The following is a 15010-nucleotide window of genomic DNA, read 5'->3' as shown; positions in this document are numbered from 1 at the left end:
GTGATTATAACAAAGTTATGATTAATTTATACTTTTTTCAATCGAATTGATAACATTTTGTATAATCCAGTCCGGAGTGGAGGCACCTGCAGTAACACCACAATGTTTTTTATCCAAAAACCACTCGCTCTCTAATTCGTTTTCATCTTCAATATGATGACTGTTTGGACAGTTTTCATAAGATATATTAAAAAGCTGTTTGGTATTTGATGAATTTTTTCCACCGATGATTATCATGACATCTGCTTTTTTAGAAAGTTTTCTCACAGCTTCCTGATTTTCAAATGTTGCATTGCATATCGTGTTAAAAATACGTACCTCTTTGTGGCGGGGAATCAGATAATTTGCAATCTCCATATAGTCTTCTACTTTTCTTGTTGTCTGGGCAATCAGTGCTATACGTTCATGAAACTTCAGATTCTGCAACTCTTGAACGCTTGTAACAACCGTTGCACCGTGTGTTGCATAAGACTTTACTCCTTTTATCTCAGGGTGTGACTCATCCCCGAAGATGACAACATCATACCCCTTTTCACTCATTTCCTGAGCTATCTCCTGTGGCTTTGTCACAAACGGACAGGTGGCATCCACCACTTCAATGCCATTTTCTTTGAGTTGCGCAAGTTCATCTTTGACTATACCGTGTGTCCGAACTATTGCTTTATCTCCCGGCTTGAATGTTTGAAAATCTTCAACGAGGCCTACTTTAAAATCTTTATCCAGTCTTGCTATCTCTTTAGAGTTGTGAATCAACGGACCATAGGTTGCTGCATTTGTATTTTCTTCTGCAATTTTAATCGCCCGTTTCACACCAAAACAAAAACCGTAGTTTTCTGCAAGCTCTATTTTCATTCTGTAAACTCCGTTTCAGTTATTTTGCTTAAAAGTTCAAAAAAGTTTGGAAAAGAGGTGTTTATACACTCCAAATCACTCACTTCCATCCCGCATTTCACTCCTGCAATAATAAAACTCATAGCAATCCTGTGGTCTCCGTCACTCTCAACCTTGGCTTTTTTCAATGCTCCGCCAGTAATTTTGTACCCGTCTTCATATTCGTCAACTTCAATACCGCAGGCTCTCAGACCTTCAACAACCGTAGAAATTCTGTCAGACTCTTTGACCCGCAACTCTTTGGCATTTTTGACAATACTCTCGCCATTTGCAGATGCCATAGCTATGGAGAGTGCCGGCAGTTCATCAATCAACCATGAGATGTTTTCCTCAATGACAATTGAGTGCAAAGGCGCATACTTTACATGTATATTGCCCACAGGTTCATACCTGTCATCTGTTAATTCGTAAGAGATATCCGCTCCCATACGTTCTAATGCCTTAAAAGCTTCTATTCTTGTAGGGTTTAGTGTAACACCTTCAAGTATTACCTGAGAACCCGGAACAATCGCAGCCGCAACTGCAAAGAAAAAAGCAGAGGAAGGATCAGCAGGAACTCGAATTTTTAAAGGTTCAAGAAGTTTTTTTAACGGTGTAACAGTCGTTGTCAAACCATCTACTTTGATATCTGCCCCCATACCTTTGAGCATTCGTTCTGTATGGTCACGTGAAAGTTCCGGCTCGCGATACCTGCACACCCCGTCTGCCCGCAGTGCTGCCAAAATCATTGCACTTTTCACCTGTGCTGAAGCAATTTTACTCTCATAATCAAAAGCTTTCAAAGAAGCGCCGCGAATTGAGAGCGGCGCTAAATCTCCGTTTTTTCTGCCGTCAAGTTTTGCACCGATGCTCATCAACGGTTCCGTAACACGTTTCATCGGGCGGCGACGAAGATATTTGTCTCCCGTAAGAACAAAATGTCCGTTTGCAGAACTTAACAGTCCGCAAAAAAGGCGCATACCTGTTCCCGAATTACCGCAGTCAAGTATTTCAAACGGTTCCTGTATGCCGTTTGAGGATATTTTAATGATTTTTCCGTCATCTTCGACATTTGCACCAAGATTTTTTACAATTTCCAAAGAGTTCATCGTATCTTCGGCCCGTAAAAAATTTTCTATCTCACTGACACCTTTGCTTAGCATTGCAAACATAACACTTCGGTGTGAAATAGACTTGTCCGGGGCAATTTCTGAAATTTTCAGAGAAAAAGACTCAGCAGGAGAAACAACTACCGTACTCATCGCAGACCAATTCCAAGTTTCTTGTTTAATGCATCGAGGATAGAATCCATTGCCGCTGTGATATCTTCTTCTTCCAAAGTTTTTTCATCAGACTGCAGTACAAAGCGCAGAGAAAGGCTGATGTTCTCACCCAATGATTCATCACTGTATTTGTCAACAGGATAAAAGCGCACAACTTCTTTGCGCGCATGTGTATGAATCACATCTTTGACTCTCTCATAACTCATATCTTTTGGCATTATGATGCTCAAATCTCTAAAAGAGGCCTGATATTTTGATCTCTGCTGTGCGGTTTTCAATGCATAAGGAATTTTTTGCAAATCAAGTTCACACATATATGTTCTATGCAGATCATAGGCTTTTTCAACTTCAGGATGCACTCTGAAAAGTTCTCCGATCACTGCATTGTTCAACAAAACCTCTGCTGACTGATAGGTATGGGAAAGGGCATGTTTTGTCGTATACTCACGCAACTCTATATCACCAACTACATCCGCTATCTTCTGCACAAAAAAGGCAAAATCGACCTTTTCAGGCTTACCGCTGTTGGCAAGATTTTCATTCTCTTTGTCCCCGCTGAAAACAAATGACATTTTGTAAGACTCTTCCCTGGTCGGTGTAAAAACAGAACCTATTTCAAAGAGCCTGACAGAAGCGTAGCCATTTTTAATATTTGAAGATGCTGCTTTGAGCAGACCTGTTAAAAGTGTAGGACGCAGAGTGTCTAAAGTCTGTACAATCGGGTTTAAAAGTTCAAGGTCTTTTTTTGTTGTTTCAAATCCGTAAGACTCTAAAATCTTTTTCTCATCAAAAACAAAATGAACAGATTCAAAAAATCCGCTCTGTGCACACCTGTGTCTAAAGACAGAACGCTTTTTGTATTCAAAATAGTTGTCTTCAAGTCTGTTTGCTTCTTTGAGAAGAAAGGGCTTGGAAGGGATATTGTCTATCCCGACCATCCGTACAATTTCTTCTACAATATCCTGCTTGTTTGTAATATCGTGACGAAACTGCGGTATGGAAATTACAAACTTGTCAACTGATGACTTGGAAACATCAAAACCTAAATTTTTCAAAATCTTTGTAATAACGATTTTGTCAATATTTGCACCAATTATCTCATCAATTTCCTGCTTTGTGACAATCACATTCTTTTCTCTGAATGACGTAGACAACTCTATACTGCCGCTGAATGTTGATGAAACAGAGTTTGATTCTATCAGGTCAATACAGTATGAAAGTCCGCCATTCAACTCTGGTTCACTGCCCCGTGATGTTTTGTAAAACATTGGACCTGATTCAATTTTTTTCTCGGCCATTTTTTTAGAAATAATATCAGGCGGAATATAACTGGCTTCCAAAAGAACAATTCCCTCGTTTTTTGTCACTTTGGATTCATCTTTTTGAATAATACCGACTATGGAAGCAATTTGCCCCTCCTGTGTTTTGATACAGGCATATCCGTTTTCATCTTCGCCAAGAATAATCTTCGCCATCACTTCATCATCTTTTGTAAAGAACTCATGTCTGTAGGCTCTCAAAATCACACCTGTAGCATGCGTCACATAGAGTGTCATTGCTTCAACATCACATTTTCGGGACTCTTCTATCTGCCCAAGACGGAGTTTGACAACAAAAGGCAGAACCAGTTCTTTTAAATCTATGGCTTTGTAGCGCAAATTTACATCCAAATCTTTTTCATGCGTTAAAGAGAGAATACGTCCTATTCCTCTTTTTTCATCATTGTCAGTTTGTTCGTACTCTTTTACAGGTCTGTCAAACGCAGCGCTCAAGTCTCTTGCAACACCACGAATACTTAAACAGTCTCCACGGTTTGCTGTCAATTCTATTTCAATCAAATCATCATTGAAAAGAGGATTTTCATTGACTTCCTGTCCAAGCGAAAAGGTTCCTACACTTGCATCAAGTTCAATAATACCTTTGCCCAAATCAGGCAGACCGATTTCTGACGCCGAGCATATCATCCCCTCTGAATCTACTCCGCGAAGTTTGACAGGTTTTATCACAAGTCCTGACGGCATTACAGCCCCAATAGTTGCCACGACTACATGTAACCCTGCTCTTACATTTGAAGCACCGCATACAATTTGACGGATACACGACCCTATATCAACCTGGCAGATATTGAGTTTGTCTGCATCGGGATGTTTTTCACACTCTAATACTTTTCCAAAAACTATTTTTGCAGGCACACGATACTCGTGAATCCTGTCAACCTCCAGACCGATAGCGTTAAAAGTATCAGCGAGTTCCTTTGTCGAAATTCCTTCCAGGTCAATCCATTCGTTTAACCAACTCTTCGTAACTATCATTGAAACTGCTCCAGTAACTTAATATCTCCCTCAAAAAGTGAGCGAAGGTCACCTATGTGATGAATCAGCATTGCAAAACGCTCTACTCCCAAACCAAAAGCATACCCGCTGACATTTTTGTAATTGACCGCTTCAAATACATTTTCATCTACAATACCACAGCCAAGTACTTCCAGCCATCCCGTATGAGAGCAGACACGGCAGCCTTCTCCCTGACAAAACACACAGGAGATATCCACTTCCGCAGAAGGTTCCGTAAAAGGGAAAAACGAAGGGCGAAAACGAACCTTCACATCACCAAACATATACTTTAAAAAATCTTCCAGAATGAACTTTAAATTGGCAAAAGAGACTTTTCCCTCTTCATCAACAAGCAATCCCTCAACCTGATGAAACATCGGGGTATGTGTCAAATCATAATCGCGGCGAAAAACCGCACCCGGTGCGATCATACGAATCGGCGGTTTTGACTCCAGCATTGTTCTGATTTGTACAGGTGAAGTATGTGTGCGTAAAAGCATTTCGTCTTTAAAATAAAATGTGTCTTGCATATCTCGTGCCGGATGGTATTTTGGAAGGTTGAGTGCTTCAAAATTATGAAAATCATCTTCAACAATCTGCCCTGTTTTTACAGAAAAATTCATACATGAAAAATATTCTACAATTCTGTCCATTGTTTCCATCACAGGATGCAGTGCCCCTGCTGAAGATTTTGTGCCAAACATTGACACATCTATGGCCTCTTCTTTCATAGCACGTTGCAACTCTTGCGTTTGCAAGGCAATTTTTTTTGCAGTAAACTCATTCATCAATGCACTCTTGTGCTTGTTTAAATCTTTTGCGATTTGAGATTTTTGCTCATTGGGAGCATCTTTCATTTTAGCAAATTCGGCAGCTAATATGCCTTTTTTTCCAAAGACAGCAATTCGAATCTCTTCTAAAGCTTCTACACTTGGTGCTTCTTTTATTTTATCATACCACTCTTTCAATAGAGTCTCCGTAGTTATTTAATTTTGTAGTGATTATACTGAAAAATTTGTTATAAATAGCTTTTATGTGCTACAATAATAAGAAATGAAGGAAAGAATTATGTGTCTTTTTTGTAAAATCGTAAATAAAGAAATACCCGCAAATATTGTTTTGGAGAATGAAAATTTTTTAGCTTTTCATGACATCAATCCTAAAGCACCTGTGCATATTTTGGCAATACCAAAGTTGCATATAGACAGCTTTAACGAAGTTACCGGTGAGACTATGGCAAAGATGACAGAGTTTATTCAGGAAATTGTCAAAGAGGTCAAGATTGAGACCTCAGGATACAGAGTCATTACAAATGTAGGAGAGAACGGCGGACAGGAAGTCAAACATTTGCATTTTCATATTCTGGGTGGAGCAAAACTCAAATGGGGCCATTTCAGTGATGCCGATCCAAAAGATTTTTTATAGCTAGAGAAACTCTCTAGCTTGGGCAAGACTCGATTTCGCCCATATCTATTTTCGCTCCGCCGCCGCTGATCATTTTTTCATTTTCACGAATCAGCTTGCCGTTATGTGTGATGGAGTAGGAAATCTCTGTTGTATCTCGAATAGTGTTGATAGTAGAACAATACGTTTCAACCGAAGCCATTACCCATCTTGCCGCTGTTACATCATCTGCATCCGAATTAAAACTGTAGGTCAAATGCAATTTTACAAATTTACGAGGATGATCCTCCGCACGAACCACATCACCGTCTACCACTAAATCAGTGACTGTTTTTCCCTGATTTTTCGGTATCAGTATCAAGTCAGTTGCACTGCATGTAATGATACCTGCCAAGAAATACTCAACAGGTGAAATTACCGGACAGTCTATAATAAAACTGCTTTTCTCGGTTTTTGCCTCAAACTTCATTCCTTCTTTGTGTGATACGCTTACTTTCATTTTTTATTGCTCCTCCAAATATTTTTTAAAATAGTCCAGTTGTTCCTGTGTTCTTAGTGTTGCCGTACCGCCTTGGGATTTTCTGGCATTCATAGAATTTTCCAGCACAAGAAAATCAAGGACATCTTCAGAAATTCTCTCATCAATTTCCTGCAAATATTTTAATGCAATTTCACTTAAATCAATGCCAAGTTCTTCACTTTTGGCCACTGCTTTTCCTGTAATAAAATGGGCTTCACGAAACGGAATATTGCATTTTTCAACCAAATAGTCAGCCAGGTCTGTTGCCGAGAGATGCCCTACCTTACAGGCAGAATGCATATTTTGCGATTTTACCTGCATTGTTTTTATCGCTTCTTTTAAAATTTCCAAAGAGATTTCAGCCGTCTCTACTGCGTCAAATACACCCTCTTTGTCTTCTTGCGTGTCTTTGTTGTAGGCAAGAGGCAGACCTTTCATAACCGTCAAAAGTCCGACCAGTGCACCATAAACACGGCCTGTTTTTCCGCGAAGCAGTTCTGGAACATCCGGATTTTTCTTTTGCGGCATTATTGAACTTCCTGTGGAATATTCATCACTCAGTTCTATAAATCCAAATTCATAAGAGGACCAGAGAACCAACTCTTCACTCAAACGGGAAATATGCATCATCATCGTCGATATATTAAAAAGAATTTCAAGAGCAAAGTCTCTGTCACTCACGGTATCGAGACAATTGACACTCACACGTTCAAAACCCAAAAGTTCTGCGCTGTATTGTCTGTCAATATTATGCGGTGTTCCCGCAAGAGCGGCACATCCAAGCGGTGACACATTGTTTCGTTCATACGAACTTTCAAACCGCTCAATATCACGTTGAAACATTGCCAAATACGCTCCAAGATGAAACGCAAAGTTAATAGGCTGTGCATGCTGCAAATGTGTCATACCCGGTAAAAGCGTCTCTGTATGTTTTTCTGCGACACCCACAATCTCTTTCATTAAAAGTTTCACAAGTTTCGCAATTTCAAGATTTTTTCGCAGAACATAACGACGAAAATCAACAGCAACCTGGTCGTTTCTGCTTCTTGCTGTGTGCAACTTCTTCCCGGTATCTCCTATAATTTGCGTCAGGCGTTTTTCTATGCCCATATGCAAATCTTCGTCAGAAATATTCCACTCAAATTCGCCTGACTCAATCTCTTTTTTTACCTGAGCCAAACCTTCTTGAATCTGCCTTAGTTCATCTTGCGTTAATATACCCTGTTTTGCAAGCATCTGGGCATGTGCAAGGGAGCCCTCTATATCTTCACGGTATAACTTCCGATCATACATTATCGAGGCATTAAATTGATCTAAAAGATTTGAAGCAGATGCCGAAAAACGGCCTGACCACATTTTTTCCATAGTTTTTCCTTCGTTTGTTTCATAAATAATATTAAAAAGTTTGCTATTTTATCTAAAAAGAAGAGTTTTACAAAGAGAGAAAAATAAAATGAAGCGATTATGCTTCATTTTATTTAGTTACAGGCAGGAACATTCCCGCTGTCTTTGGCATATTCAACTAAAAACTGTTTCAAATGTTTTGATTTTCTGGCATATTTTTTACTCTTAAAATATTTCCATGATTTTTTGGCTTTTTCACTTTTCAGGTGGATTTCTGCCAAAGCTTTGCCTTTCTTTCGCATAAGCTTTTTCCATTTTTTCATTTTATACTTTGCAACAAAATTCTGTCCGGAGTCATGACACTTTAAACATTTTTTAATAAAAACACGCTGCCCTTTGTAAATAGCAGCATTTGACGAAGAAAGCGTCAAAAAAGCCAAAGAAAGTGCAATTAATAAAATTTTTTTCATATACTTTTCCTGAAGTGAAATATCTTTCATTGATATTACATTAGAAATTATTATATATTCCTTACAGTGATAAAATTTATCACATAAAACACAAAAAATTCTATAATTGAAACTTACCGACGAGTTTTTCGTCCAGACTCCAGACTCCTTTTTCTTTTAGCTTTTCAACAACACTCTGTGTACATTCGACATCATCAGGCCATTCTCTTGTAAAATTATCCAAGGAATTTTTATTTGTACCGTCAATACCTACCATGAGTCCCGATGTATATACATCACGCAGTGCATCCATATTGTTCGTGACACGCCAAATCAGCATATAAGAGTTCCGTATGTCATTTTTTTCAGCATCAACAAATACAACCACTCTTACATGTGTACTCAATACCAGCAAATCATCAAAATACTCTTTTACATTTCTTTTTTTATCTACACTGATGACTGTAACAGGGTTGTTTGTGCGCTGCATAAACTGATGCAAATCTACAACATCAGGAATGAGCTCTTTTACTCTATTGAGAAGTTCTGCATCTCCCAAAAGCTGAGGCGCTTCAACGCTGTCTGCACCAGTAGCATCTATGCCAAGCTTTCCGCCTACCAAAGTCTCAGGAGATGAGTGGTCAAGCGCATCCAGGATACCTTCTGTAATAAATAGTGATTTAGGAGTAAAACGATTCAGAACATATGTGGCAAAAGCTTCATAGTTCTCCAGTTTTGGTGCTTTTTCATCAACAAAAATGGCATGTTTGACAAAGCTCATCTGTCCGGCACCCCAAAAAGCATGCATAAACTGTTTTGCATGTCCTTTGTAAAGTGGCTGCATTTTTGCAAGTATCAGGTTGTGAAAACCTGCATTTTCCGGCATGTGGTAATCCAGCAAATCAGGAGCAGTTGTTTTAAGCAAAGGAAAGAAAATTTTTCCTGTTGCCCAACCCATATATTTGTCTTCAAGCGGCGGTTTTCCGACAACAGTAGCTAAAAAAGTTCTTTTTTGCTTCATCGTTATCGCTGAAACTTCCATCACAGGGTAAGGTTCTTCCAAAGTGTAGTATCCTGTATGGTCACCAAACGGACCTTCAATTTTCAGATTATCAGGATCAACCCAGCCCTCTATTACATAATCCACATCTTTGGGAATATACAAAGGCGTTGTCAAAGATTTTACAAGCTGTGCAGGCTTTTTGGTAATCAATCCATACATTAAAAGTTCATTCACGCCATAAGGCAGAGGAGCAGTTGCGCACCAGGTATACAAAGGATCTCCCCCTACAGCTATACTTACAGGCATTTTTTTGCCGGCTTTTTGATACTGGTCAAAAAAGTGTGAAGAATCCTTATGTATCTGCCAGTGCATGCCCAAATGATTTTTATCATATACCTGCAGCCTATACATACCAAGGTTTACCATTTCGCCGTCAAGACTCTGCGTATACACCTGGCCCATTGTTATAAATGGTCCGCCGTCTTGTTCCCAGGTTGTCAGGACCGGTAATTTATATAAATCTATTGCATCTTTTAAATATTTTATCTGCTGGCATTCTCCCTCGCCTTTGAGACGTTTTGGAAAAATATTTTTGAGTGAAAAGAGTTCACTTGCCATAGAAATTTTCTCTTTGAAGCCTACGGGCGGTTTCATATGCAGCAGTTTTGTAATTTCATCTGCCACAGACTCAATAGTTCGTCCAAAAAGCAGCTCACAACGCCTGTAAGATCCAAAAAGGTTCATCATGACCGGTTCTTCAAATTTTTTACCGTTTTCTTTATCAACAACATTGGTAAAAAGCAGTGCTTTGCCGCCGTCTTCTTTTTTTACTTCGGCATAAGCCAGATGCGGAATTTCAAGATATATATCGAGTTCAGTATCTATTGTTGTGAGTTCATCATTTTTTTGTAAAAGTTTTATTGTTTTTTGCATATATCCTACTCAAATATTTTTTCCTGATTGTAGCATATAAAAACTGAGTGTATAAAGAATCAGCCTCTTGTTTTTATTGCAAGCTGTCATCGTTTCTGTCTTGTTTCAATTTCTTTTTCAAAATAATTTTGCCGTTTTCAACACCGGGTTGATTGTAGGCATCAATATACATCAGTTTTGCACACAGGGAAGTCAACAGTTCATATTCATACATCAAAGCGGCAATGGCACTTTCACAAACACCGTCTATTGTTATCACATCACACGGGATGTCTTTTTGGCTGTTTATTGATTCTATCGTTGCATCCGCCTGTTTGTTTATCAATTCGGAAAAAGGAATATTATTAAGATATTGTAACTCTTCAAGCCCTTCCAGTTTTACATCCGGAATTTTCAAATCATTGTCAAAATTTTCCACCTTGATGACAGTTACCGTTTTATCTCGTCTGCCTTCGATGATAAGCTGTAAAAACGAGTGCTGATCAATCGGACCGATAATACCGATAGGTGTCAATCCCTGACGTGTATTGTTTATATCAATTTTACCAAGACTTTCTCCCCAAAGCTGAATATACCACTTGTTGAAACCTTCAAGGCGTGAGGAGTAGGAAAAGACTACATTTATGTTGTAATTGTATTTGTATTCGACTAAAAATCGGGCTTTTTTTAAAAGGCGTTGTTTAATATTTATGCCATTGTCAGCCGGCACTGAAGTACCGGTTCCGGAGATATTACCTGCGTTATCGTTGTGGAGGGGAACTGAAGTAGCAGTTCCGGAGATATTGCCTGTGTCATCGTTGTGGAGAGGCACTGAAGTAGCGGTTGCAGAGGTACCCTGGAACCCGTACTTCAGTGCGGGCTGCTCTTTATGAGTCCCAAAAAACTCATCATGTACTTTTCTCGCACCGGACAACAATGCATCTATGTCTATACCCACTATCGCCAAAGGTAGTAAACCGACTGCACAAAACACAGAAAAGCGTCCTCCCACATTTTTCGGAATCTCAAAAATCTTCATGCTGTGTATACGGGCATAATCACTTAATTTGGAATCGTTCTCACTGACAATCACGCTGTTTTCTCTGTTACATGTAACCAAAGAGTTTATATACTTAAACAATGCAATTGTTTCCAAAGTTGTCCCGGATTTTGAAATCACTATAAAAAGTGTATCTTCCAAATCAATATTTTCAATCTTGGACTTTATATCAATAGGGTCTGTAGTTTCAAGAAAAAAAAGTTTTTTCCTTAAATCTTTTGAGTGTTTTAAAAATTTATAAACAGCATAGGTACCAAGGGTACTTCCGCCGATACCGATAACGGCTATATTAGTTTGTTTCACTGTTTTGGCATACTCTTTATAAACAGATGTATCTTGAAGCGGCAGTGTATAATAGCCGATAGAGTTCTTTTCTTTTACAATTTCAGCAAAAACATCTTCATCTGAGATAGTCGGATTGAAATTATGACTATAGTTCATGAACAACTCTTGTTGTAAAAATAATTTGTAGCTGCAACAAAACCGTCTACACTGCCACAGTCAAAGCGTTTTCCTTGAAATTTATAGGCAATTACTCTGCCTTGTTTCGCCTGTTGCAGCAGTGCATCGGTTATTTGAATTTCTCCGCCTTTACCCGGTTTTGTTTCACGCAAAATATCGAATATATCCGGAGTAAGGATGTACCTGCCTATAATGGCCAGATTGGACGGAGCGTCCTGCGGGGATGGTTTTTCTACCATATCTGTAATTTTAAAAGCGTTATCGCCCAGACTAAAGTCTGGGTTCCGTATCTCACCTTCAATATCCTTGTCGCCCAGACTAAAGTCTAGATTCCTTGTCTCACCTGCATCTGATTCATCTTCCCGGAACCCGTACTTCAGTGCGGGCTGCTCTTCTATTGCTACCACACCGTATTTGTTAGTATCTTCATAAGGTACTTCTTCGACAGCAACGATAGAGCACTTGTATTTTTCGTAAAGTTCTACCATCTGTGCCAAAACACTCGCACTCTCATTATCACACAAATCATCCGCAAGTATGACGGCAAAAGGTTCTTTTCCGATAAGAGTTTCACCTGTCAGTATGGCATGTCCAAGCCCTTTCATCTCAACTTGTCGCGTATAGGAAAAGGTGCAGGTTGTTATTACTTTTCTTATCTCTTGCAAATAACTCTCTTTTGCAGTACCTTTAATCTGATGCTCGAGTTCATAAGAAACATCAAAGTGATCTTCAATTGCACGTTTCCCACGCCCCGTAACGATTGCCATAGTAGTAAGCCCCGCTTCTATTGCTTCTTCCACCCCGTATTGAAGAAGCGGTTTTGTAAGGACGGGGAGCATCTCTTTTGGTATCGCTTTTGTAGCCGGCAAAAATCTTGTCCCGTAGCCTGCCGCCGGAAAAAGACATTTTCTGATTGTTGTTTGCAAGAGAATCCTTTGTTTTTAGTGAAATGATTATAGTAAACCTTTGATTATATTTACTTAAATTCAGCCCGTACTGAAGTACGGATTTCGAAAAAGCTGCACATCTCCAGGAATCAGTACTTTAATGCCGACTGTTGTTGCTTACTGTCACTCTCAGCCCACCCTAAAGGATGGGTTCCTAAGTACTGAATACTTCCCGGAATCGGTACTTTAGTGCCGACTGTTCTTTAATTCTTATATTTTCAATTTATATACTTTAGCCTGTGGTGTTAATATCACAGGTTCAAAAAGTTTTTTATCATAATTTTCCAGCACCATCAGTTGTATATAGAGTGAATTATATGTCTGTTCATCCACTATTAAAAAAGTATTATAGTTTTTCATAAAAATAATATTTAAATTTGAGGAAAGATTAACAACCTGTACCTGTTTGTGTAGTTTCATATTTTTGTCATAGTAAGTTTGCACAAAACGTCTTATCGGCAATGTTTTATTTCCAAGAGTAAGCTGCAGATTTCTTTTGTCTAAAAACACATTTTGTGCCAATTGAATTTTGTTGCCAATATCTTTAAAATTCCTGCTTACAAAGAAAAATGGCTGCCTGCCTTTGTCTCCGTTCATTAAATTCAAATTTGAGAAAAGTGTTACCGTCGGATAAATGTTTATCATTCTGAAAGGCAGATAAAAGTAGATATCTCTTGTTTTTTTCGGCAGTTTAATATCAGACTGCAAACTCTTTAAAAATTCGTTTGTATCTTTGTATCCGTAATCTTTTGTCATCTGTTCGATATTTGAAAAAACTGTAATATTTTTGTCTTCTATCTCTTTCTTGTTTTTATCTCCAAAATCGTATGTTTTTTCCGTATACTCTACATCAAGCCGTGCCATTTTTGCAGCCTCTTCCTGTGTGTGCGTCAGCATAAAGCTTAGTGGAAAATTCACGCTTCCACTGTGTTTTCCGCCATCGGCCAAAGTTTTGACATCTGCATAGTATCGAATTGGATAGCCATAGTCCCACCATGCTACAACATAATCTTCACGACTTGCTTTTTTTCCCAGGGTAGTTAAAACTTTCACTTCATTCGCATTAAAAACAGTAGGTACTTTATACGCCTCTATATGTTTATAGTTTGGATACAGTGCCAGCAGAGTAAAAGCACTCATGCTTAAAACTTTCAACTTCTGCGTAGGCATTTTTGAAGCAATCTGCGTAATTAAAAAGGCAATGCCGAAAGCTAAAATCGGTACGGCATAGATTGTAAAACGAAGTCCACCGACATAGGCTAAAAATCCAAGCCCGACAAGAGGCAGTGAAAAGAGCATAATACGGTGTTTGTACAGCAGATACATGTAACCAAGCAAAGAAATGACAAATGTAACAGTATTGCCACTGATACGATTTGCAAAAGTCTCAAAAGGAATATGCCCTGCTTCTCGGACTGTTTGCATTACCGTGAAAAAATGAAGTCCCAGTCCTTTAGTCCCCGCACTGACACTCTCTCTAAAAATATAGCCTTTTAACTGCGACCAGATCGGATCAAATCCACCGGTTGCAAAAAATGCAATAATTGAAGTCCCTAAGATATAGTAAATATACTTATCATATTTTTCCTGCTTAAATGTATAAAAAGCGGCTAAAACAAAACCCAGACGAACCAATCCGTCTGTATTCATCATAGCAAACAGCATAATGGCAAGCAGTTTATAATTAAATACATTTTTTCGATCAAACACCAAAGTATAAAAAAGAATCAATCCGAAAAATGAAAACTCCAAAGAGTAAGACTGAGGGTACCACCATCTGTAAACCAGGATATCTAAAGCGGTAAAGAGCAGATATATGTCTTTATTGGTTTTAATCGCCCAAATAACAGACCAGAGCAAAAACATAGGAAGCACAATGTTGAGCATATCGGTATCATAATACCCTGCCATTGTACGGTTATAATAACTCCATGCAACAGATGCAAATATTGCGGCAATAAACCCCATCTCAAGATTTTTCAGCGCTTTGGCTATCAAAATGATGGGAATAACGACAAGAGAACTCAAAAATACCGGTAAATAAAAAATAACACTCTCAAAAGAAAAAGGCAGGATTTTTGCAAAGAATGCTGTAAGTTGGGAAGCAGCACTTGAAACAGGTGAGAGGTCATGCAACTGATGAAATTTATCAAAATACTCTTTTGCATCCGGATTTGTTCCGGTTCCGGAAAGTAAATCACGAGCACCTTCCGCCCAAACATAACCATCATTGGTATTAATCATAAACTGCCCGTTAAAATAAAACGGTGCATATCCGTTAAAATGATATACCCAAACAAGGCGCATACCAATAGAAAAAGCAAAAGCTATAAAAATATAAAGAAGTGTTAATTTTGTTTCATGGGAAGTATCTGTCAAGTTTTAGTCCTCTAAAAAGTTGAGGAATTATAACATAAAAAGAA

Annotated in this window: 12 protein-coding genes; 1 reads left to right on the top strand and 11 read right to left on the bottom strand. The window is 38.6% G+C overall.

Translation table 11 applies throughout. From position 1 onward, the window contains the following. Positions 1-21 precede the first annotated feature (21 nt). The 4 genes from MLC35_RS04360 to pheS are packed head-to-tail and all read right to left on the bottom strand — an operon-like array spanning position 22 to position 5454. The gene (locus tag MLC35_RS04360; protein ID WP_434638001.1) at positions 22-852 is read right to left on the bottom strand and encodes a 4-hydroxy-3-methylbut-2-enyl diphosphate reductase; all 831 of its coding nucleotides are present in this window, start codon (positions 850-852) and stop codon (positions 22-24) included. Beyond that, complete coding sequence (gene aroA / locus MLC35_RS04355; RefSeq protein WP_346388567.1) at positions 849-2132, bottom strand: 3-phosphoshikimate 1-carboxyvinyltransferase; 1284 nt, start codon at positions 2130-2132, stop codon at positions 849-851. Before aroA ends, MLC35_RS04360 begins: the two co-directional genes overlap by 4 nt. Beyond that, positions 2129-4465 carry a phenylalanine--tRNA ligase subunit beta gene (gene pheT / locus MLC35_RS04350; RefSeq protein ID WP_434637999.1) on the bottom strand — a complete coding sequence of 779 codons (2337 nt, stop codon included), beginning with the start codon at positions 4463-4465 and terminating at the stop codon, positions 2129-2131. Before pheT ends, aroA begins: the two co-directional genes overlap by 4 nt. Further along, complete coding sequence (gene pheS, locus MLC35_RS04345; protein ID WP_151900676.1) at positions 4462-5454, bottom strand: phenylalanine--tRNA ligase subunit alpha; 993 nt, start codon at positions 5452-5454, stop codon at positions 4462-4464. Before pheS ends, pheT begins: the two co-directional genes overlap by 4 nt. Positions 5455-5554: 100 nt before the next feature. Here pheS and MLC35_RS04340 point away from each other — a divergent pair, with 100 nt between their 5' ends. Then, on the top strand, positions 5555-5911 hold the full coding sequence (locus MLC35_RS04340; RefSeq protein WP_151900677.1) for a histidine triad nucleotide-binding protein: 357 nt from the start codon (positions 5555-5557) through the stop codon (positions 5909-5911). Between the two features lie 13 nt (positions 5912-5924). Here the strand turns inward: MLC35_RS04340 and MLC35_RS04335 are convergent, their stop codons facing one another. From MLC35_RS04335 to MLC35_RS04305, 7 genes are all read right to left on the bottom strand, one after another. Further along, the gene (locus tag MLC35_RS04335) at positions 5925-6389 is read right to left on the bottom strand and encodes an OsmC family protein (RefSeq protein WP_151900678.1); all 465 of its coding nucleotides are present in this window, start codon (positions 6387-6389) and stop codon (positions 5925-5927) included. Between the two features lie 3 nt (positions 6390-6392). After that, a complete protein-coding gene (gene argH / locus MLC35_RS04330; RefSeq protein ID WP_151900679.1) occupies positions 6393-7775 on the bottom strand; it encodes an argininosuccinate lyase in 1383 nt (460 codons plus the stop codon). Between the two features lie 113 nt (positions 7776-7888). Next, entirely contained in the window at positions 7889-8224 is a 336-nt protein-coding gene (locus MLC35_RS04325) for a cytochrome C (RefSeq protein ID WP_346388565.1), read from the bottom strand. A gap of 100 nt (positions 8225-8324) precedes the next feature. Beyond that, complete coding sequence (locus tag MLC35_RS04320) at positions 8325-10139, bottom strand: menaquinone biosynthesis decarboxylase (protein WP_434637997.1); 1815 nt, start codon at positions 10137-10139, stop codon at positions 8325-8327. Positions 10140-10212: 73 nt separating this feature from the next. Next, a complete protein-coding gene (locus tag MLC35_RS04315) occupies positions 10213-11619 on the bottom strand; it encodes a glucose-6-phosphate isomerase (protein WP_434637995.1) in 1407 nt (468 codons plus the stop codon). After that, positions 11616-12566 (bottom strand): UTP--glucose-1-phosphate uridylyltransferase, encoded by a 951-nt coding sequence (locus MLC35_RS04310; RefSeq protein WP_434637993.1) that lies wholly within the window; start codon positions 12564-12566, stop codon positions 11616-11618. Before MLC35_RS04310 ends, MLC35_RS04315 begins: the two co-directional genes overlap by 4 nt. 231 nt (positions 12567-12797) lie before the next feature. Then, the gene (locus MLC35_RS04305) at positions 12798-14966 is read right to left on the bottom strand and encodes an STT3 domain-containing protein (protein WP_434581408.1); all 2169 of its coding nucleotides are present in this window, start codon (positions 14964-14966) and stop codon (positions 12798-12800) included. Between the last annotated feature and the right edge of the window lie 44 nt (positions 14967-15010).

The organism is Sulfurimonas sp. NW7, assembly GCF_051132265.1.
GTDB lineage: Bacteria > Campylobacterota > Campylobacteria > Campylobacterales > Sulfurimonadaceae > Sulfurimonas > Sulfurimonas hydrogeniphila.
This window is presented reverse-complemented; position numbering and strand designations above follow the sequence as displayed.